Below are 21,835 nucleotides of genomic sequence, written 5' to 3'. Positions count from 1 at the left end.
GTTCAAAATGAAAAAAATATACATAAGTATAATAGTTATAGCGTTAGCTATAGTTGGAATATCTCAGTATAAAAGTCAGAAGAATAATGAGGTAGATAAAAATGCAACTCGCCCAGTTTATCCAGTAGATAAAACAGCTATCTACAATGGTTTACTATTAGCAAATAGTAAAGGTAATCCAAATAGATACGATACTTATCTATATTTTCCAAATCAAAAACAGCTTTTAGATAATATTCCAAAGTGTGTTGAACCTATAAAATCAGATGCAACAGCATATTTAAAAGCATATAAGAAAGTTTATAGATATATAATAGAAGAAAACCTAATACCAAGTAATCAACCGCATAAAATAGGGATGTATGCAAAACAAGTTTTGGATTTTAATTATAACTATCATACTTTCAAGTATTTTAGAGATCTTTATGCAAATTTAGCTGTAAGAGAGATTTTTAATGTACAAAGAAGTTTAGACGGTACAAATATAAAAGATTTTGCGAAGTATTATTCCACATCTAATCATAATAAACTTTTAAGTTTAAAAGGTAAAACACCTGAAGATATAGACAATGCAGTATTTACACAAAAAGAACAGCTCGAGTTAGCAAAAGCTACAAATAGACTTTTAAATCAAGTAAGTAATAACTGTGTTCAAGCTGGTTATGGCAAAGACTTTTATGCAATATGGTGGGCAGGTTTAGCAAATCAGGGAGTATTGGAGGTAACAAGCCAAGTAACAATGATGTATGAGATGTTTAAATTAGCATATTCATTTCCGACATTTTATAAACAAGGTTCAAGCCATAATTTAATAACAAAAGGAAAAGTTTGGGATGTTATCTATAGTCATAAAGATTTCCTAGATAAAGTTGAAAATCAAAAGAATCTAAGTAAAAAAGATAAAACTACAATATTAAATGTACTAACAGCAGAGATATTGCAAGATGATTTTAAGAATAAGAGTTATAGTTTATCTTTGAGAGACTATCTTATTGGAGATTTACTAAAAATAAAAAACTTTAGTGAAAGTAAATACTTAATCAATCCAGTATCTAATGCCCAATATTTTTATTCTCAAAAAATATCTACTTTGTTACAAAGCCACAATAAAAACAGTGAACTAAATAGTAAGCTTCATAAAGCATGTAGTTATCTAGATAACAACTCATATTGGAATAATAGGTTAGAACAAGCTAAGAAACTAATGCCTGTATCTATGATAGGTAGTTTTTATGTATTAGCAGTGTGTAATTTTGATCAAAAAACATTAATGGATATTAGTGACATCCAAATATTATATTTGGGCAAAAAAACTATTTTTAAATAATTAGGAAGATATCATGAGTAATAATGAAGAAAATCAAAACAATCTTATAGAAGGTACACAAGAAGGTTTAGATTTGAGAGGCAAGCTTCACGATGTTGTAGGTAACGAAGCTGCCGGCAAAGTCTATGAAAGAATAAGTAATGGTTTAGATATTGCTTTAATTAACAAGGAATCTTGCAAATATCGTAGATAAGTATGGTTATGGAGCAGGCACTTTATATTTAACACGAGAGATTAAGTCTAACTTAGTAAAAAATTATATTTAGCTAACAAGCTTTATTTTCTTCGCAAAATCTAATTTATGAAATAAAATAACTCTAAAAAATTTTGCTATATTAAGGACTTGATGTTTAAAATTAAGTAGTCAAAGAATAAAAATAAGTGGTGGGTTGTACAGGATTCGAACCTGTGACCAATTGGTTAAAAGCCAACTGCTCTACCGACTGAGCTAACAACCCGGTGAATGTTGATTATTATACTTATCCTATTTTCTGTGTCAACACTTTTTGCTGTTTTTTTCGATTTAATTCTAAAATTTCTATAGGATGCTTAATTGTGTGTCCTTCGATACGCTTAACTTGGCATCTACAAGAGAATCCTGTTGCTATAGAATTTCTAATTCCAGACTGTTTTATTTTATCTTTCCAGCTTAAATTATAGATCTGTTTTGAGTCATCTACATGTTTAGATTCATGACCAAAGCTACCAGACATACCACAACAACCAACATTAGCGATTTTTGTATTTATACCAAAGTGAGTGAAGATTTTTTGCCAATCAGTTGTAGTAGCTGCAGATAGGGATTTTTCTGTACAGTGATTAAATAGATTAAACTCATTATCTATCATATTGTTCATTTGTGGCAAATCTTCTAGTTTTGTAACTAGCCACTCTTGAAGCATTTTTACTTTAAATCTTACTTGATCGCCACAAACCTTACGATATTCATCACGGTATACTAGAGTCATAGCTGGATCGATACCAATCATCTCAACTTTAGTTTTAGCTATTTCATTATAAAGTTTAGTCGCTTTTAAGGCTTGTTTCTTAAAATATTTTAAGAAACCTTTAACATGAGAAGGTTTACCATTTATTCTAAAAGGAGCAAAATAAACTCTAAACCCTAAAGCTGTTAAGAAATCATATAAAGTCAGCACTATATGGGTATCATATAATGATGTAAAAATATCTTGGACAATGCAGACAGTTTTTTTTCTTTGCTCTATTGATAAGCTTTCTAGCTCTTGGATACTAAACTCAGGAGCATTTCTTTGTTTTAGTTCAGCTCTTAAGTTTAAGGAGCTTATTAATGGGGTATCAGTAAATCCGATAGTATTTGCTAAGCCAGCCCTAACAAACTGTGTGTTAAAGATATCATTGAAGATTTTTGGCATATATAAGTTTATCTTTAAGATAGATTCACTATGTTTGACAAAATAGTCTAGAGATGGTCTTTTGTATCGAGAATGATAATTTGCTAAAAACTGTGATTTCATAGTAGGGATATCAACTTTTATAGGACATCCTGTGATACAAGCTTTACAACCTAAGCATTTATCTAAAGAGTCATAAACCTGATGGGAGAAGTCATTAAGAGTATCTTGGGCCTTTTCATAACCAAAACTATCTTCTTTATCAATTGTAGAGTAGCCTTTTGCAGCCAACTGATTTAGCCATTCACGTAAAACAGCAGATCTTCCTTTAGGTGAATATAGCCAGTTTCTGCTAGCTTTAGCAGATGGGCAGATAACAGTGTCTAAATTATAATTTAAACATTGAGAGTTACCATTACAATTATATGCCCCGGAGAATTGTTGACGCATTTCTTTTGGTACTTGCTCATCTGAATATCCTCTAAAAGGACCATCAACTTTTACTAGTTGGTCTTTACTACCATTAGGTACAGTTATCTTACCTGGGTTAAGTTGATTATGTGGATCAAAAGCCTTTTTAATATGACCTAAAGATTCATAAAGTTCATCACCGAAATAATCCTTTAGATGCTCGCTTCGATGGCCATGACCATGTTCAGCACATAAAATACCGCCATATTTTCTAACAAGTTCACTAACTTTTTTTGTGATCTGAGCAACCTTTTTATAATCTTCAGCAGAACTCATATCTAAAGCAGGACGTACATGAAGACAACCAACGTCAACATGGCCAAACATACCATATTTGACACCATAACAATCAAGTAGTTTTGTTAGCTCAGCTATGTAGTCTGCTAGTCTCTCGGGGGCAACTGCAGTATCTTCTATAAACGGAATTGGTTTACGATCACCTTTCATCGCACCAAGTAGTCCTACGCCTTTTTTACGAAGTTCCCATAGGCTATCCATCTCAGAAGGACTCTCTGTTAAATGAAAGGTTGCTCGCTTATCTAATAGTGTTCTCTCTAGTTTTGCAGTTTTGGTGTCTAAGTCATGTTGGGAATCAGCAATAAATTCTACAAGATTTATAGCTGCAAGGTTTATCGATGAATCTTTTTCAAGCATATATTTTATTTTCGGATAAATCTCATCATCTTTAGCTATTTCAACAATATTGTTATCAATAGTTTCTATTGCAGAAGGATTTGAGGGTAATAAATCTCTAGCAGCTTTTAGAGCCTTATCAAAACTATCATAAGAAATACTAAAGAGTGCTTTGTATTTTGGTTTTTTGGTAAGCTTAAGAGTCATTTCTTTAACAAAAGCAAGAGTACCCTCTGATCCAGAAACCAAATAGCTGAGATTGATACTATTATCTTTTTTATCATAGGTCTTAGCTAAATTATAACCAGTTAGAAATCTACTTAATTTAGGTAGTTTTTCTTCGATTAATGAGTATTTATCAATAATTTGCTCAACAATAGTTGAGTATATATTTTTTTCAACTTCACTTAAGTTATCCTCTTCTAGGTCACTTAGTTTTATTTTCTTTGTTGTAAGTTTTTGTCCATTTACTAATGTACATCCTAGTTCTAAAACATGTTGGCTAGTGCGACCATATATTCTTGAGCCTTTACCGCAAGCATCAGTATTTACCATACCGCCTAATGTCGCTCTATTACTAGGTGATAGATTTGGGGCAAAAAAGTACTCGGTGTCTGCTAGAGCATCATTTAATTGATCTAGGACAACGCCTGGCTCGACCCTGACGAATTCTTTTTCAATATTTATTTCTAAAATATTATTCATATAGCGACTTGAATCTACTATAACACCAGCACATAATGAATGCCCTGATGTACCTGTACCTCCTCCTCGTGGCGAGAACTTTACCTCTTGATATTCTTTCTTACTAGCTAAAGCAAAGATTCTATTAACATCGCTTTTATTTTTTGGGAAAACTACTAGCTCTGGAACAATAAAATACACACTGTTATCCATAGAGGTGGATATTCTTGAGGCATAGTCAGAATGAATATCACCTTCAAACTTCATTCTTCTTAGTTCTTCAGAAAAGGCGTCTATTAAGATATTTAAGGTATTTACACTATCAAGGGTTGGTAATTTATTTTTGCTTATAGATTTTTTCATAAAAGTCGATATAAATATAATAGGAAGCTAAGAGTAATTATATAAGAAAATCGTTGCTGCATAAATAAGAAACTTTGACTTGCTAGAGTCTAAATAAATAATCTTGTGAAATTCATGATAATATTTAAGTCATTTTTTGCTGAATATATTTGAAATATTTCGAATATATTGTTTATTATGAAATGACAATATATTATTAGTGGGGAATATAAACACTATATGGTAGAGCGAGTTTTTCGTGTATTAAAAAATTCTTTTGGTAATATCATTGAATGGTATGATTTTTCTCTATATGGCTATTTTGCAACAATTATTGCTGTCGAATTTTTCCCAAAAATTAACCATTGGGTAGCATTAATATCAGCTTTTGGAGCATTTGCTGCCGGGTTTGTTGCTAGACCTATTGGTTCAGTTGTCTTTGGTAGACTTGGGGATAAATTAGGTCGACATTATGCCATGAATATAGCTATTATTTTTATGGCTATACCGACTATTATTATGGCTTTTTTACCAGGTTACAATACTATAGGTTTTTATGCTCCTATATTATTGGTTTTAGTCAGAGTATTTCAAGGTTTATCCGCGGGAGGGCAGTTTGGTAATCTTATGACCCTAACGGCTGAACAAGAGAACCAGCCTTATCGAGGCTTTAATCTAGCTGTAGCATATGCAACATCTATAGTTGGTTTTTTACTAGCTTCAGGTGTTAGCTATTTGACATTAAATTTTTTACCAGAATCATGGCAAAACTATGCTTGGCGTTTTCCTTTTGCATTAGGGTTCTTTTTACTACTAATCCATTTCTTTATAAAAGAGGATAAAAAGGTAGAAAATTCTGAAAATAACTTCAAGGTTGAACCTATTCGAGATCTGCTTAAACATTACCCATGGCGTTTAACTTTAGTAGTATGTTTATCAACTACTGCAATGGTGCTTTATTACTTAGATATAACATATATGGTAACGTATATGGAAACTGAGCTTAATCTTAGCCTGACAACAGCATTAGCGATAAATACTATTAGTATAGCTATTATGTGTGTTGTAACACCTTTAGCAGGATATTTGTCAGATATTTTTGGTCGTAAAAGAACTCATATTATCGGTTATGTGATACTTCTAGTACTATGTGTACCTATGGTTATGTTTATGCAACTTCAAAACATTGCTTTAATTACATCTATGGTTATTGCAATGGCAGCATTGACAGCAATAATTCAAGGGGTGTCAACACCTTATTATACCGAAACATTTCCACCTAGAGTTCGTGCGACAGGGTGCTCTATAGGCTTTGGTTTTGGAGCATCTCTATCTGGATTTGCACCAATGATAGCTACGATTGTTATGGGGTGGTTATCACCGACGATAGGTTTGTGCTTATTTCTTTTAGCTGTGGCTGTTATAGGTTTGATCATAGCTATTATAATTCCTAATCAACAAGTTGAAGTCAGAAGGTTAAATAGTATAGAGGCTTTTGCTAGTTAAATAGACCGCTAGTATGTTATGAATATCCTTGAAAAAGTGGCTTAGAAATTAGAAAATAATTAAAACTTTCGTATCAAAGCAGACAAATTTTAAATATAAAGTTATAATTAGCTTTGTATTGAAAAAAATGATTTCAAAAGTTAAAACTTTTTGAGGATAATTTATGAAGCAAACTACTCTATTAGTGATTCTTGATGGCTGGGGCTATAGCGAGAGTGACTACTTTAATGCTATTAAAAATGCAAACACTCCAACTTGGGATAGCATCTGGCAAGAATTTCCAAAAACTCTTATTAATGCATCTAGTCTGTCAGTAGGTCTTCCTAGAGGTCAGATGGGTAATTCTGAAGTAGGGCATGTAAATATAGGTTCTGGTAGGGTGGTTTATCAAGAACTTACAAAAATTGACAAAGCTATAGAAGAAAAGACTTTCGGTGAAAATAAAGCTATTTGTGATGCTATAGAAAATGTTAAACAAAATGATTCAAGTTTGCATTTGATGGGATTGCTTTCTCCTGGAGGAGTTCACTCTCATGAAGAGCATATTTTTGAGATGATAAAGATAGCTAAGCAGAAAGGTGTTAAAAGAGTTTATCTACATGCATTTTTAGATGGTAGAGATACCCCTCCTAGATCTGCAGAGGAGTCTATCAAAAAAGCTGATAAGTTACTACAAGATCTAAACTTAGGATATATAGCTAGTGTTTCTGGAAGATACTATGCAATGGATAGAGATAATCGTTGGGATAGAGTTGAAAAAGCTTATAATGCTATAGCAAATGCAGAAGCTGAATTTATATATAATAATGCTCTTGAAGCGTTAGAACAATCATATGCTCGTGATCAGTCTGATGAATTTGTAATACCAACTTGTATTAAAAAAGATGATAAATTAGTTAAGGTCCAAGATAATGATAGTGTTATCTTTATGAATTTTAGAGCTGATAGAGCTAGAGAGATTAGTCATGCTTTTGTTGATAAAAGTTTTGATAGTTTCTCAAGACCAAAGCATTTAAATATAAACTTCACAACACTTACAGAGTACGACTCTAAGCTTGAATGTGCTGTGGCATTTCCTCCAGAACAGCCAGTTAATACTCTAGGTGAAGTATTAATGAAAAATCATAAAACACAACTAAGAATAGCAGAAACAGAAAAGTATCCTCATGTGACATTCTTTTTTAATGGTGGTAAGGAGGATCAATTCGAGGGTGAAGATAGAATCTTGATTCCATCTCCAAAAGTAGCTACTTATGATTTACAGCCTGAAATGTCAGCGCCAGAGGTTACAGATAAGCTAGTTGAAGCTATAAAAAGTGGTAAGTATGACTGTATAATGTGTAACTATGCTAACTCTGATATGGTTGGCCATACAGGAAACTATGAAGCAGCTATGCGTGCGATAGAGTATCTTGATCAATGTTTAGCTAAATTAAAAGACGTGATACTTGAGCATAATGGCAATATGTTTATCACAGCTGACCATGGTAATGCAGATATGATGCTAAATCCAGAGACGCAAAAACCTCATACAGCTCATACAACAAACCTTGTACCGTTTGTATATGTCGGTCATAAAGAAGCTGAAGTTGCTATCAAAGATGGCAAGCTTTCTGATATTGCGCCAACTATACTTAATGTAATGGGAATACCTCAGCCTAAGGAAATGACAGGCAAAACTATTTTTAAATTTGAAAAATAAGGATTTTAGAAGAAATGCTTGATGCAAAATATATCAAAGATAATCTACAAGAAGTAGCTGAAAAACTTGCAACAAGAGGCTATAAGTTTGATATCGCAGAATTTGAAGCAAAGGAAGCAAAGAGAAAACTATTGCAAGAAAAAACACAAGAACTTCAAGCTGACAGAAATACTATTTCAAAAGAAATTGGTAAAAGAAAAGCTAAAGGTGAAGATGCTAGTGATATTTTTACCAAAGTTAATGAGATAAATGAAGAGCTTAAAATAGTTGAAAAAGATCTAAAAGCTTTACTTGAAGATATTAATGATACTTTATTAGGCATGCCAAACATTCCAGCAAGTGATGTTCCTATTGGTAAAGATGAGAATGAGAATGTTGAAATAAGAAAGTGGGGAACTCCTCGAGAATTTCACCCTCAAGCTAAGGCGAAAGACCATGCTGATATTGGTGAAATACTTAAGATGATCGATTTTAAAGCAGGAGCAAAAATTACAGGTAGTCGCTTTGTTGTTTTGAAAAGTAAAATAGCTAAGCTACATCGTGCTTTAGCTCAGTTTATGCTTGATATGCATACAGAAAAGCATGGCTATGAAGAGGTTTATGTGCCATATATGGTTAATAATGATAGTTTGTATGGTACTGGTCAACTACCAAAATTCTCGGAGGATCTTTTTAAATTAGAAGGTGATTTTGAATATAGCTTGATACCTACTGCTGAAGTTCCTGTTACAAATCTGGTTAGAGATGAGATATTAGATACTGAATCTTTACCTAGATATTATACAGCTCATACCCCTTGTTTTAGAAGTGAAGCTGGTTCTTATGGTAGAGATACTAAGGGCATGATTCGTCAACATCAATTTGAGAAAGTTGAGCTAGTACATATTACAACTCCAGAGAAAGGTGAAGAGTCTCTGGAGCTTTTAACTTCTCATGCAGAGAAAGTACTGCAAAAGCTGAACCTTCCTTATAGAGTAATGAAGCTATGTACAGGTGATATGGGCTTTAGTGCTAAGAAAACTTATGATTTAGAAGTTTGGTTACCATCTCAAAATACTTATAGAGAAATCTCTTCTTGTAGTTGGTGTGGTGACTTCCAAGCTCGTAGAATGAAAGCTAGATATAAAGATCCATCAATGAAAAAACCAAAATTAGTCCATACTCTAAATGGTTCAGGCTTAGCTGTTGGGAGAACATTATTAGCTGTTATAGAGAATTATCAACAAGAAGATGGCTCTATTATGGTTCCTGAAGCTCTCATAAACTATATGGGTGGTGTCTCGGTTATTAAATAATATTTCTTTAACTTTACTAAATCCTTGTTTTAGTTTTCTTTTTTCAACAAATTACTTTCTTTAAATAAAAGTTATTTCTAAATAGCTCTCAGGACGAACGATATTTCGAGAGTGTAGTTTAAAATTTCACAAAGCTGTATTTAGAGTATGATATACTTTTGTGATTAAAATATATTGATTTAAAATTAGCCATAAGTTTTATATTTAACTATGAGCTTGCTAATCTTAGTTTTTGAAATAACTTAGTGGAGTGTAAAAAATGAAGCCTCATTTAAAAGATAGGATAAATAGACCTCTTTCAGTTTATATATTTGGATATTTATTTATCTGGGTTGGGTTGACTACTTTGTTTTATAATAAATATGGCATTGTAGGTGCTGTTGCAGAGAATGTCGCATGGTCGAACCATCTTGATGTAATGTATTATAAACATCCTGGTTTAGGTGCCTTATTTATAAAAATAGTTTCTTTTGTAACATTTGGAAATTATATATTAATGGCATCTTTAGCTAGTGGTCTATGTGTTTTGGCCTCTTTGATTTATATGTATAAGATTTGTAGACTTTATTTCTCAGAAGAAGAGTCTGCATTATTAGTTATGGCGACAACTTTTAGTGGCTTTTATCTTTTCAGATATTTCTTATCTTACGATCAAAATATAATATTGTTACCATTTTGGGTTATTGGAACTTATTATTTCTTATTAGTAAAAAAATCTAATATGACTAAAGACTGGATATTACTAACAATATTTACAGCGTTAGGTGTTTATGCAAAGTTTGAGATGTTACTCTTATCAGCAGGTATGTTTGTATATATTATTTTTTCTTTTAAGAAAGAGTATTTATCAAAGCTAATCTTCTCAGCAATTTTATTTTGTATACTTATGATCCCTGCGGTGATAGGTATTGTTGAGCATAATTATTCACCAATATTATGGGCTTTTGTCAGTGGTTCAGGGGCGTCGCATTCTTTAGTTAAGGATAATCTTATTGCAAAACTAGTAAATGCTGAGTTACACAACATATTGCCAATAGTCTATGTTTTAGGTGCAATAGTTATAGTTTGTTTTTTCTTAATAGTAAAAAAAATAAGCTTCACTAACTATAAGTTTTTATCAAATCTTAAGAATCCTATGGTTTTCTCTTGGCTATTTCCTTTTATAGTATTTTGTTTATTACAAAGTTATTCAGGAGAGCTTCCTGGTGGCTGGACTTTAGTTCTTATGCCTTTATTTTTACCTGCTTTATATAAGTTTTTAAACTTAACGCAAGTCAAAGGGATTAACTTTAAAAGGCTTATTATAGTACTAATAGTTTTACAACTTATAATCTTCACATCTTATAGTACTGCAAAGTATTTTAATGATATTTTCTTATCTGATAATGTAGGGGCTGGTCCAGCAATAAAGGCAGATAGCTTTTGGTCAAAATATAATAAAGAGCCAATGCTATATACTAATGATTCATTTGTGGCTGCATTTTCTAAATATAAACCACATCTAATATACAACTATCAGAATGTCTTACCTCAAAATGAGAAAGTTCTTTTATTTTTTAACGGTTGTGTTACTAATTATAAAGGTATACTTCCAGAGTCTACAAAAGTCTTAGAGCACGAATGTACATCGGTCAATTCAATTGGTAAATATCATAATAAAGAAAGCCAGATCTCACTTGCTATCGTAGAAAACGATAATATTTAAAAATTACTTATTGTTTTTATCCTTAATTATAATAATAATAGACAGTTGTATGATTAAATTATTTTATAAGGATGGAGAATAACGTATGCATTTGGCTGGTATAGAAGCAGGAGGCACGAAATTTTTTACAACTATTGGTGATATCGATGGTAATGTTATAGAGCGTCATCGTACAGATACAACAACTCCTGAACAAACGATGGCTGAAGTCTTAGAAATTTTGAAAGGATATCAAAGCGAATATGATATACATGCCGTAGGTGTTGGATGCTTTGGACCAATTGATATTAATACGAAATCTGAAACTTATGGTTATATTACAAATACTCCCAAAATTGCTTGGCAAAACTTTGATATAGTTAGCGCTATTAAATCAGTTTATTCAGGACCTATAGGCTTTAATACAGATGTAAATGCAGCAGCTATTTGCGAACATCTATGGGGATGTGCTAAGGGCTTGGATAATCTTCTATATTTAACTGTTGGTACAGGTGTTGGTGGTGGTATCATATGCAATAACCAGCTAGTACAAGGAGCAATGCACCCTGAGATTGGTCATTTAGTTATACCACAAAATCCTAATGATAATTATGCTGGGTGTTGTCCGTTTCATGGTAATTGTGTTGAAGGTCTAGCATCTGGTACAGCAATAAATAAAAGATGGCAAGTTGACACTGCAGCGAAGCTAGCAGATGATCATATTGCTTGGCAATTTGAAGCAGAATATTTGGCAAAAGCTCTTGTAAACTATATATATGCTTTTTCTCCTGAGAAGATAATTTTAGGAGGTGGGGTTATGCATAAAACTATCCTTTTTGATATGGTACGTAAGAATGTAGCTCAATATTTAAATGGTTATCTTGATTATCCAGCATTGAAAAATATGGAAAACTTCATAGTTCCTGCATCATTTGGAGATAATACAGGTGTTAAGGGATCTCTAGCATTAGCTTTAGAAACATTTAATAACTCTAAATAAAAAAGAATTACTCTTATATTATCTCAATTTTGCTGTTAAAATTTTGGTAAATTAATTTTTTTCAAGAAACGTTGATAAAGAAAATACTTTCTAACCAAATATTATCAAAATCACTACAGACTATGGTAGTACAAGCTTTAGGACAAGCTTGTGCATTTATTACAGCTATACTGTTAGCACGTCATTTAGATATTAGTGATTATGGTTATTATATTTTTGGGGTTACTGTGGCTACTATATTAGCTGTTATTGCTACTATGGGGGCTGGAGGAATATTAGCTAGAACTTGGGGTAAATCTGATTTAGAAGGATTTGAGAGAAACAAAGAAACTTTCTTAGTACATAACTGGTACTTTAAAAGGGGTTTTGCATTTATTATTCTGGTAATAGTTATTATTGTTTTTTACAATCATCGTGAAAGTAATGATAATTATGTAGAAAACTTTGCACTTTTATTTGCTATTCCATTTTTTATGGCAAATATATTCCAATCATTTTTCGTAGCAAAACGAGTAGTAGTTGTTGCTAACTTGCTGCAACTTGGATTGAGAGTAATAATGCTGATTCTAACAGCATCTTTTATGTTTTTTTATATTTCAAATACAGCAATGCTTGTTGGTTGTATGATGATCTTTATGACTGTCTATATAACAACAGTATGGCTTTTACAAACATCAAAATATACCTTTGAAAGTCGAAAGCCAACAGGAAGTAATTTATCTTTTGCTTTTATGCAATGGGGACTTTTATTGTTGTCGCAAGTAGATATTATAATTCTTAAAGGCTTATCTATACCTGCAAATGTTGCATTGTATGGAGTAGCCTTACAGTTAGGAGCTCTTGTTAGTTTTGTTCTAAATGCTGTTAACTCAAATGTTTTATCACAAATTGCAGATGATTATAAAAATTGCTCAAAAGAAGAGTTTCAGATGAAAATAACTTCATATACTCGGATTATATTTATTTTGTCTATATTTGCTATAGTTGGACTTATAATATGTGGTTATCCAATTACTTTACTTTATGGAAAAGAGTATGTGGTTTCGTACTTTATATTCTGTATTTTAATGATTGGTCAGATTGTAAATGTTGTCTCAGGGTGTGTTGCTACAATTCTTAATATGGCAGGGTTTGAAAAAACTACATGCTTTGCTTTTTACACAGCTTTGATAATAAATATTGTATTTGGAGTTATTTTTACAATATATGGTGGTGTATATGGTTTAGCAATAGCATCTAGCTTATCAATGATATATTGGAATATACATCTTCTTTATAAAGTAGTTACAAAAATAGGTATTAATCCTACAATTTTTATATTTAGGTGAAGCTAATCAACAGAATTACTACTATCTTGGGCAGCATTATTTAACTTTTTTGAAATATCATTTACAGCAGAGTTGACTTTGTCTTTTGCTTTAGCGACATTCTCGTTTTTCATATTAGCTATTAAAATTATAGAACCTACTAGTAGTAATAAAATAATAAGGGGTATATTTAATTTGCCTATTATTCTTTTTAGATGTTTTTTCATAGTAGTTTTACCATCTATTCTAATAACTTTAAACTAAAATGGAGCGGGTTTTGATGGTTCGCTTTTTCCATTTTCAAAGCCTTTTTTAAAGTCTTTAGCTTTGTTTTTTGTATCTGTGGCTGTTTTATCAAGAGACTCTGACGCCTGATTTGCTTTATTAACGATCGATTTTTTTGCTTTATCTGAGCTATTAATAACGGCTTTAGATGCATTAGAGAAATCTTGTTGGATATCTTTAGAGACATGCTCCATATAAGCTGCAGATTCGTGAGCCTTATTTCTCATAGCTACTTCAGCTTTATCAGCACCGCTAGATATATTGTTAGCTAATTTATAAGTACTATTTTTAGTTTCTTCTGCTGCTGATTTAACAGAATCTGAGCTCTTTTGATAATATTTTTGCATCGTTGCTTGACTGTCACTAACAGCGCTACCTAATTTTTTCCCTGCACTATATGATGAATTATCCTGTGATGGTGTTGCAGGTATATTATTTTGTGATGCATTTGCTATTAATGGAAATGCGGTAAGAGTTAAGCATAATAGTTTAATATATTTATTTTTCACAACTTCTCTCCTTGAAAAAGTTATTAACTCATTCCATTTGCTGCTTGCGCAACATTATTTGTATCTTGTCCATGTACTTCGTCATCAAATTTGTTAAGTTTAGCTTTTGCCTCTTCAGCTTGGATATCATCAGCTGTTTGACAAGTTTGGCATTGTTCACTTGATGTTGATGCGGTTGAATTACTTGTATAAACAGTTTGTTGATATGCTTGGGATAATAAGGGAAAACTCATTAAACCTAATACAACTAGAGATAAGTATTTGTTTCTCATTTCTACCTCACTTAATTTTAATCTCTCCAATATGAAAATTACCATAAAACTATTGGATTTGCTATATTTTAAAAAGGTTATATGCTACTAATACGCAAAGTTTATATATGATTATGTTATAATTCACGCAAGTTAATATTATAGATAAAACTCTCAATAATGATTTCAGAAGCTTCAAAAGAAGAGAAAAAATCAGCTAGAAGTTGGCTCAAAGAGGCAGCTCTACCAGCTAAAAGGTGGATTAAGTTAACAGTAATGATAGCATTCTTGAGTGGGATGTTGTTGATAGGACAATTGTATTTATTAGCACATATCTCTTATGATGCTTATTTACAAAAAGCGAGTTTAGGACAGCTAAGTAGCTATTTTATAATGATAGTCTTGATTGTTTTTATTAGAGCAGGTTTAAGCTGGCTAAGAGAGATAGTTAGTTATAAAGCAGCTGTTATTGTTAAAAAACAAGTTCGTGAAGACATTATAGAACATATCAATAAGTTAGGACCTATACAGCTAAGTAAAACATCAAACGCTAATATAATTAGTAGTGCAATGGAGCAGGTTGAGGGGTTGACAGGGTTCTTAACTAAGTTTCTACCGCAGATAACACTTTCAGGATTGATGCCTTTAGCTATATTAGTTTTTATATTTCCACAAAGTATAGTATGTGGAGTTATCTTGTTAATATGTGCGCCATTAATACCTCTTTTTATGATAATCGTTGGTTTAGGTGCAGAATCTGAGAATCAGAAGCATTTTAAAACTTTAGCTAGAATGAGTATGACTTTCTTAGATACTTTAAAAGGTCTTACAACCTTAAAGTTATTTAATAAAAGTAAATTACATAATCAAAAAATATATGAAGCTTCAGATAATTATAGAGTTAGAACAATGAAAGTTTTAAAAATAGCTTTTTTATCATCAGCTGTTTTAGAACTTTTTGCGGCGGCTTCTATTGCTATAGTAGCTATATATTTAGGTATGGGATTTATAAATGCTGGAGCTGATAATAATATTTGGTGGGCTCTGCATAATTTAAATCTTCAAGGAGCTTTGTTTATTCTTTTATTAGCTCCTGAGTTTTTTATGCCATTGAGAGAGCTAAGTACTCATTATCATGCAAAAGCTGAAGCTGTGGGTGCTGCTTTAGAAATAGCAAAGATTTTTGAGATGAAACCATCATCAGTTGAAAGAGATAATATTTTAAACGATAAAGTAGGCAGTATTTCTATACAAAATTTAACGGTTAAGTATGATGAGAAGGTAGCAATCAATAATATTTCTTTGGATATAAGAAATGGTGAAAAAATTGCATTAGTTGGAGCTAGTGGTGCTGGTAAAACCACTTTGATAAATACCCTACTTGGTTTTATTGAGTATCAAGGTAAGATTTTGATTAATAATGAAATTGATCTTAATAAAATAGAGGAAAAATCTTGGTTAAGAAATATTTCTTGGCTTGGACAAAATTCTTCTTTATTTAAAGGGTCTATTAAAGAAAATCTTTTATTAGCAAATTCAAATGCTACAGACGATGAGATTAATAAAGCAGTTGTCGATACTGATCTTAAAGATTTTATTGATTCTTTAGATAAAGGGCTTCTAACACAAATTGGTGAGCAAAATATAGGAATATCAGGAGGGCAAGCTCAAAGACTTGCTTTAGCTAGAGCATATTTAAAACCGCATGATATTTTAATTTTAGATGAACCTACAGCAAGTTTAGATAAAGTTAGTGAAGAGAAAATTATTAACTCATTAGTCCAGAACTGGCAGAATAAGACTGTTATTATGTTAACGCATAAACTAAGTTTTCTAGAATGTGTTGATAAAATAGTTGTTTTAAATGATGGCAAGATCTCTGAAGTTGGCACTTTTGATGAGTTAGTTAGTAATGAAAATAGTGACTTTTATCACTTCTATAAAAATGAGGTGACAGCATGAAAAATTTAATTCCATTTGTAAAACTATTCAAAAATCAAACTCAATGGATGTTGCTAGGCACATTATTAGCATGGTCTGCGATACTCATGGGTATTGGATTGATGTCATTGTCAGGTTGGTTTATCTCATATACTGGCTATTTAGCTACAACAACATATGCAATAGCAACATCATTTAATTATTTTTATCCAGCTGCTGGAGTGCGATCTTTTTCTTTAGGCAGAATTGTTAGTAGATATGGCGAGAGAGTTTTAACTCATGAGGCTACATTTAGAATCTTAACAGATGTACGTGTGTGGTTTTATGAAAAGCTTGAGCCTCTAGCACCATCACATTTATACAAATATAAAAGTGGTGATTTACTTACAAGATTAGTCAATGATATTGCCGCTTTAGATAATTTATATGTGCGTATCTTATCACCAACTGTAGTATTTATTTTAGCCTCAATAACTGTTGCTTTACTATTTTGTTTCTTTAGTTTTACTTTAGCGCTACTAACATTTATAGCTTTGCTATTTATAGGCTTTATCATTCCTTTATTTAGTAGTCTACTAGCTATGAAAAAGTCATATAATCTTAATAGTATTAGTGCAGAGCTAAAAACTGATATTACAGAGCATGTAAACTCTCTTGCTGAATTGAGGATTTTTGATTTAGAAGGTAAACATTTTGAGAAAATTAGACAGCAAAATTCAAACTTACTTAAGCAAGAAGAGAAAATTAGCATAATAAGTGGCTTAGGTAGTGCCTTAATGACTTTAGCATTAGGTTTAACTGTTGTTATGGTAAGTATATTTGCTGTTAAATTAACTCAACAAGGGTACATCAATGGTGCTTTTATCGCTTTAATATTTCTTGCAGTTATGGCAGTCTTCGAATCGATAGTACCATTGCCTTTAGCATATCAATATTTAGGTAAAACATTATCAGCATCAAAAAGGATTTTAAATATTACTGATGCAAAGCCTGATGTAGTATTTCCTGAAAATAGATTGGATATTAATAAATCTAATATTAGCTTTAAAAATGTCTGTTTTGGTTATACAACAGAACAACTTGTATTAAAAGATTTTTCATTAGAAATTCAAGCGAATGAAAAAATTGCTCTTTTTGCTCCAACTGGCAGAGGTAAATCAACAGTAATTAACTTATTAGCTAGATTTTGGGATATAAACAGTGGTGAAATTTTTATTGGGGATAAGGATATTAAAGAGTTTAGCGAAGAGCAGCTAAGAGAACAAATGACTATTATAAATCAGTCTCCGCATATTTTTAATACAACTATTAGAGAAAATCTATTGCTTGCTAAATCAGATGCTACAGATGAAGAGCTTAGCCTTGTTTTAGAAAAAGTTCAATTAAAAACATATCTAGAGTCGCTACCAAGAGGTTTAGATACTTGGACAGGTGAGTTAGGTAAACACCTTTCTGGAGGGCAGCAAAAACGTCTTGCTCTTGCTAGAGCTTTTTTACAGGATAAGCCTATTTTGATTTTAGATGAGCCAACAGAAGGTCTTGATAAAGAAACTGAAAAATTAGTATTTAAAAACTTACAAGAGCTTATGATCGACAAGACAGTTATATTTATTACACATAATGCTAAGCTTTTAGATAGCTTTGATAGAGTTATAAAGTTTTAAGCTGTAAAAACTTGTATTTTGGTTAAACGAAATATACAATGTTGCAATTTTTTTCGAGATTATCTTTTTTTCAAAATTAGGTTAATTATTATACAGAAATTGTCGCGGGATATCTATACTATTTTTCTTTTTGAAAAAACTTTATGGTTCATGGTTTTTTAGTTTAATAAACTGAACATGAAAAAACTTTGTTTTAATCATAAGGAGATAAAATCGTGAGGAAAATAATAAAGATAGGTGCGTTAAGTCTAACGGTAGCATCGACCTGCTTAGCAGCATCAAATGTCCAAATCCCATCATCAAATAATAGTAAGCTTAACGATAAGCCGAATGTTGTTATTTTTGTGTGGGATGGTTTACGACCGGATTCTGTATCGCCAAATATAACACCTAATTTATACAACCTTACACAAAAAGGTGTTTGGTTTAATGATAATCACTCTAGCTATCCAACATTTACAATGATGAATGCTTCAAGTTTTGCTACAGGTGATTTTGCTGGAAAAACAGGGTTTTATGGTAATACTCTATGGCAACCAAAAGCAAAAGGTATTGATTCTGCTGACCATCAAGTTAATTTTAAAGCACCTGTATTTACAGAGGATTATAAAATACTACAAGATTTAAATAGTGTTCCAGAGGAGCCTTTGCTAGAAGTCACAACATTATTTCAACAAGCTCAGAAAAACGGTATGAAAACTGCAGCTGTTGGTAAGTCAGGTGCCGCTTTTATGCAAGATCATGACTCTGGAGGAGTTATTTTTGATGAAAAGCATGTATATCCAGAAACTTTTGCAAAATATCTAAAAGATAAGGGATATATCTTACCTTATGATACAAGATATGCTTATAAAGATTTTAATTTAAAAGAGAATGCAAATCCTACTGGATATGGTAAAGTAGCAACACTAAAAGATGGTGTAACATCAGATCCAGTTGCTGGAATTACTTCACCGTATACTAAAGATAATACATATCTTATGAAAAGCTACTTAAATGAGGTAATGCCATATGCTAAACCACAATTAAGTGTTGTATGGTTACGCAATCCTGATACTACGGAGCATAATTATGGTGTTGGGTCTGCTGCATATTATGATGCTCTAAAAAATCAAGATTATTTATTAGGATTATTGGTTGATAAATTAAAGAAAGAGCATTTATGGGAAAAAACAGATCTGATTGTTGTTTCAGATCATGCTCATAGTAACGTATCGGCTTCATTAAGAGATTTTCCTCTAAGAGATATAAATGAAAAGACTAAAACTGTTGGAGCTATCAATGAAATCAATGGATATTCTGTATCTGGTGATTTTAGACCTGCAGATTTATTAACAAGAGCCGGATTTCAAGCATTTGATGGCGAAGGTTGTCAGTATGATCCTGTTTTATCAGGTATTACAAAAGATGGTAAACATGTATATCCAACAAAGTATGATACGACAGGTAAAGTATGTGGAGGAAGTGTAAAAGAGTCTGATACTAATGGTCATAGACATGCGGATCTAGGAATCAAATATACAACTCCATCGTACAAGATTCCTAATAAGCTTCCTAAGAATAGTGTAATCGTAGCAGCGAATGGAGGAAGTACATATTTATATGTTCCTAGTCATAATAAGTCACTAATAGAGAAGCTAGTCAAGTTTTTACAATCAAGGCAAGAGTTTGGCGTGATTTTTATTGATGGCAAGCGTTATGGTGATATTCCTGGAACTTTCCCTTTAAGCTTAGTTCATTTAGAGAATAAATCAAAAAGAAATCCTGATATTATCGTAGGCAGTAACTTCAATTCTTTTGCTAGAGTTAAAGGCTACGTAGGAACAGAATTTAATAGTGATGGTAGTGATAGAGGTATGCATGGATCATTTAGTCCTATAGATGTACATAATACTTTGGTTGCATATGGACCAAGTTTTAAATCAAAATTTACAGATGAGATGCCAACAGGCAACGTTGATTTAGCACCTACTATCGCATATATTTTAGGTTTATCTTTGCCTCATACTGATGGTAGAGTCTTATATGAAGCGTTAAAAGGGCAAAAAGTTAACTATACTATTAAACCTTATCAATTAAGCACAAAAACTGTGGATAATCTAAAAATTCAGAGTGCAGAAAATCCAGATGGTAAAGTTATAGTTCCTGATGAGTCTAAATATAAGGCCGAGATATCCATTAAGGAGCTAAATACAGGTAAGAAAGTATATAATTATTTTGATCAAGCTAAAACAACTAGATTTGAGTAGTTTTGAAAAAGTCAATAGCTTTATTTAAAACAATTTTATTTTTGATAAAGCTATATTTTTAGGTTGATTTTATTGTTATATTAAGCAGGAAAAAAGGTAAATAAACAAATATTAAGGGATAGTCGTGGGGAAAGAAGAAAAATCTGAAGAAGCCAGTTTTAAGTCAAAAATTAAGAAAAAGTCAGTTCAACAATATTTAGATGAAGAACCAGTATGGCCGGATGGAACCAAAGTTAATCTTATTCCTCTTTCTAGCATGCAGTGGTTTATTTGGCTACTAGCTACAGCAGGTAAATTCTTTGAAGGAATGATTGTCTTTATGACAGGTATTGCTTTACATCTAATCGCTTATGATTTTCAACTTAGTAATATGCAAAAAGGTATGATAGGTTCAGCAACTTTAGTTGGGATACTTATTGGAGCATCTTTGCTTGGAAGCCTATCTGATAAATATGGTAGGAAAAATATGTTCATTATTGAGATGATTATATTTTTAATATGCATAATAGGTGTTTGTCTATCTAGTAGTTTTATAGCCTTATTTATAATGTTGCTGATTGCAGGTATTGCCCTAGGTTGTGACTACCCAACAGCTCATTTAATGATCTCAGAGACTATTCCAAGTAGAAATAGAGGGAAGCTGGTTTTAGGAGCATTTGCTTTTCAAGCAGTTGGAGCTCTTGTAGGTACCCTTATAGGTTGGCTTGTTTTAGTCGAAATGCCATCGGTTAATGCATGGAAGGTTATGTATTCGATTGCTATTATTCCGGCTATTCTAGTAGTTGTTGGGAGATTCTTTATTCCTAAAAGTCCACATTTCTTAGTGACGAAAGGTGAATACAAAAAAGCTGAAAGAGCTCTAGGTTCTCTATTAAACAGACGACCAAGATATCCTAAAGTTATTAGAATCAAGAAAAAAGACCCTAATGCAGTTACAGAGATAGAAAGAGGAAGTTCATATAAATCATTATTTACAAAATATAGAAAGCAAACGATTTTTGCATCACTACCATGGTTTATTCAAGATCTAGGAACTTATGGTATAGGGGTATTTTTACCGTTAATATTAACAGTGACAATAGGCTCAAAAGTAGATGTTAAAACTGTAAATGATGTTATTAATAATGAGATATTAGCTGCGAAAGGTTCAGCATTTATTGATGTATTTTTCTTTTTAGGAATTGTTTTTGCGATATTTCTGTCTGATTACCTAGGTAGAGTGAAATTACAAATATTTGGCTTTATAGGTTGTGCAGTAGGTTTAGCTGTTGCTATGGCAGGACATATGACGGATAACAATATTATACTAATATTCTTAGGGTTCATCATCTTCCAGTTTATGACAAATATTGGACCAAATGCGCAAACATATGTAATAGCTGGAGAAGTATTTCCTACACATGCTAGAGGTAAGGGTGCCGGCTTTGCAGCATCTTTTGCAAAGATTGGAGCTATAATAGCCGCATTTTTATTTCCTATATTAATATCTGTTATTGGAGTTGATATGTTGCTTGTAATATTAGTAATTACTTCTATTTTAGGAGCTATAGTAACTAAAAAATTTGGTATTGAAACTAAGGGTATTGATTTAGAAACTGTCTAAAGTGAAAAT

General features: G+C 31.9%; 16 protein-coding genes and 1 tRNA gene. 12 read left to right on the top strand and 5 right to left on the bottom strand.

What is annotated here, in order from left to right; translation table 11 throughout:
- Positions 1-7 precede the first annotated feature (7 nt).
- Positions 8-1,327: a hypothetical protein gene (locus FIP56_RS07270; protein ID WP_192578267.1), complete on the top strand. Its 1,320-nt coding sequence runs from the start codon at positions 8-10 to the stop codon at positions 1,325-1,327.
- 13 nt (positions 1,328-1,340) lie between these two features.
- Positions 1,341-1,520, top strand: a complete 180-nt coding sequence (locus FIP56_RS07265; protein WP_192578266.1) for a hypothetical protein — start codon at positions 1,341-1,343, stop codon at positions 1,518-1,520.
- A gap of 189 nt (positions 1,521-1,709) precedes the next feature.
- Here the strand turns inward: FIP56_RS07265 and FIP56_RS07260 are convergent.
- Both FIP56_RS07260 and FIP56_RS07255 read right to left on the bottom strand, forming a co-directional pair.
- Positions 1,710-1,785: transfer RNA gene (locus FIP56_RS07260), tRNA-Lys, on the bottom strand.
- Between the two features lie 21 nt (positions 1,786-1,806).
- Entirely contained in the window at positions 1,807-4,839 is a 3,033-nt protein-coding gene (locus FIP56_RS07255; RefSeq protein ID WP_192578867.1) for an FAD-binding and (Fe-S)-binding domain-containing protein, read from the bottom strand.
- A gap of 231 nt (positions 4,840-5,070) precedes the next feature.
- On the opposite strand from FIP56_RS07255, the gene FIP56_RS07250 reads away from it, so the two are divergent.
- The 6 genes from FIP56_RS07250 to FIP56_RS07225 all read left to right on the top strand — a co-directional run bounded on the left by FIP56_RS07250 (position 5,071) and on the right by FIP56_RS07225 (position 13,345).
- On the top strand, positions 5,071-6,336 hold the full coding sequence (locus tag FIP56_RS07250; RefSeq protein ID WP_192578265.1) for an MFS transporter: 1,266 nt from the start codon (positions 5,071-5,073) through the stop codon (positions 6,334-6,336).
- A gap of 163 nt (positions 6,337-6,499) precedes the next feature.
- Entirely contained in the window at positions 6,500-8,038 is a 1,539-nt protein-coding gene (gene gpmI / locus FIP56_RS07245) for a 2,3-bisphosphoglycerate-independent phosphoglycerate mutase (protein WP_192578264.1), read from the top strand.
- A 14-nt stretch (positions 8,039-8,052) separates the two neighbouring features.
- Entirely contained in the window at positions 8,053-9,333 is a 1,281-nt protein-coding gene (serS, locus tag FIP56_RS07240; protein ID WP_192578263.1) for a serine--tRNA ligase, read from the top strand.
- Between the two features lie 259 nt (positions 9,334-9,592).
- Positions 9,593-11,038, top strand: coding sequence for a glycosyltransferase family 39 protein (locus tag FIP56_RS07235; RefSeq protein ID WP_192578262.1), 1,446 nt, complete (start codon positions 9,593-9,595; stop codon positions 11,036-11,038).
- 85 nt (positions 11,039-11,123) lie between these two features.
- Entirely contained in the window at positions 11,124-12,017 is an 894-nt protein-coding gene (locus FIP56_RS07230) for an ROK family protein (RefSeq protein ID WP_192578261.1), read from the top strand.
- Between the two features lie 71 nt (positions 12,018-12,088).
- A complete protein-coding gene (locus FIP56_RS07225; RefSeq protein ID WP_192578260.1) occupies positions 12,089-13,345 on the top strand; it encodes an oligosaccharide flippase family protein in 1,257 nt (418 codons plus the stop codon).
- 2 nt (positions 13,346-13,347) lie between these two features.
- On the opposite strand, the gene FIP56_RS07220 is transcribed toward FIP56_RS07225, so the two are convergent.
- From FIP56_RS07220 to FIP56_RS07210, 3 genes are read right to left on the bottom strand one after another with little or no spacing between them, the layout of a single operon-like run.
- Positions 13,348-13,551, bottom strand: a complete 204-nt coding sequence (locus FIP56_RS07220) for a hypothetical protein (protein ID WP_192578259.1) — start codon at positions 13,549-13,551, stop codon at positions 13,348-13,350.
- 33 nt (positions 13,552-13,584) lie between these two features.
- Positions 13,585-14,118 carry a hypothetical protein gene (locus FIP56_RS07215; RefSeq protein WP_192578258.1) on the bottom strand — a complete coding sequence of 178 codons (534 nt, stop codon included), beginning with the start codon at positions 14,116-14,118 and terminating at the stop codon, positions 13,585-13,587.
- 23 nt (positions 14,119-14,141) lie between these two features.
- Positions 14,142-14,390, bottom strand: a complete 249-nt coding sequence (locus FIP56_RS07210) for a hypothetical protein (RefSeq protein WP_192578257.1) — start codon at positions 14,388-14,390, stop codon at positions 14,142-14,144.
- A 159-nt stretch (positions 14,391-14,549) separates the two neighbouring features.
- Here FIP56_RS07210 and cydD point away from each other — a divergent pair, with 159 nt between their 5' ends.
- The 4 genes from cydD to FIP56_RS07190 all read left to right on the top strand — a co-directional run bounded on the left by cydD (position 14,550) and on the right by FIP56_RS07190 (position 21,826).
- Entirely contained in the window at positions 14,550-16,331 is a 1,782-nt protein-coding gene (gene cydD / locus FIP56_RS07205) for a cysteine/glutathione ABC transporter permease/ATP-binding protein CydD (protein WP_192578256.1), read from the top strand.
- Positions 16,328-17,974: a cysteine/glutathione ABC transporter ATP-binding protein/permease CydC gene (gene cydC / locus FIP56_RS07200; protein ID WP_192578255.1), complete on the top strand. Its 1,647-nt coding sequence runs from the start codon at positions 16,328-16,330 to the stop codon at positions 17,972-17,974. The genes cydD and cydC overlap by 4 nt, the downstream gene beginning before the upstream one ends.
- Positions 17,975-18,189: 215 nt before the next feature.
- Positions 18,190-20,223: an alkaline phosphatase family protein gene (locus tag FIP56_RS07195; RefSeq protein WP_192578254.1), complete on the top strand. Its 2,034-nt coding sequence runs from the start codon at positions 18,190-18,192 to the stop codon at positions 20,221-20,223.
- A gap of 124 nt (positions 20,224-20,347) precedes the next feature.
- Complete coding sequence (locus FIP56_RS07190; protein WP_209451833.1) at positions 20,348-21,826, top strand: MFS transporter; 1,479 nt, start codon at positions 20,348-20,350, stop codon at positions 21,824-21,826.
- Positions 21,827-21,835: the final 9 nt, after the last annotated feature.

It is taken from the genome of Francisella sp. LA112445 (genome assembly GCF_012224145.1).
Lineage (GTDB): Bacteria > Pseudomonadota > Gammaproteobacteria > Francisellales > Francisellaceae > Francisella.
This window is presented reverse-complemented; position numbering and strand designations above follow the sequence as displayed.

Coding starts and splice junctions, on each gene's coding strand:
- cydC (WP_192578255.1), top strand. CDS start 16,328: ATGAAAAATTTAATTCCATTTGTAAAACTATTCAAAAATCAAACTCAA.
- cydD (WP_192578256.1), top strand. CDS start 14,550: ATGATTTCAGAAGCTTCAAAAGAAGAGAAAAAATCAGCTAGAAGTTGG.
- FIP56_RS07250 (WP_192578265.1), top strand. CDS start 5,071: ATGGTAGAGCGAGTTTTTCGTGTATTAAAAAATTCTTTTGGTAATATC.
- FIP56_RS07210 (WP_192578257.1), bottom strand. CDS start 14,390: ATGAGAAACAAATACTTATCTCTAGTTGTATTAGGTTTAATGAGTTTT.
- FIP56_RS07265 (WP_192578266.1), top strand. CDS start 1,341: ATGAGTAATAATGAAGAAAATCAAAACAATCTTATAGAAGGTACACAA.
- FIP56_RS07230 (WP_192578261.1), top strand. CDS start 11,124: ATGCATTTGGCTGGTATAGAAGCAGGAGGCACGAAATTTTTTACAACT.
- FIP56_RS07220 (WP_192578259.1), bottom strand. CDS start 13,551: ATGAAAAAACATCTAAAAAGAATAATAGGCAAATTAAATATACCCCTT.
- serS (WP_192578263.1), top strand. CDS start 8,053: ATGCTTGATGCAAAATATATCAAAGATAATCTACAAGAAGTAGCTGAA.
- gpmI (WP_192578264.1), top strand. CDS start 6,500: ATGAAGCAAACTACTCTATTAGTGATTCTTGATGGCTGGGGCTATAGC.
- FIP56_RS07235 (WP_192578262.1), top strand. CDS start 9,593: ATGAAGCCTCATTTAAAAGATAGGATAAATAGACCTCTTTCAGTTTAT.
- FIP56_RS07270 (WP_192578267.1), top strand. CDS start 8: ATGAAAAAAATATACATAAGTATAATAGTTATAGCGTTAGCTATAGTT.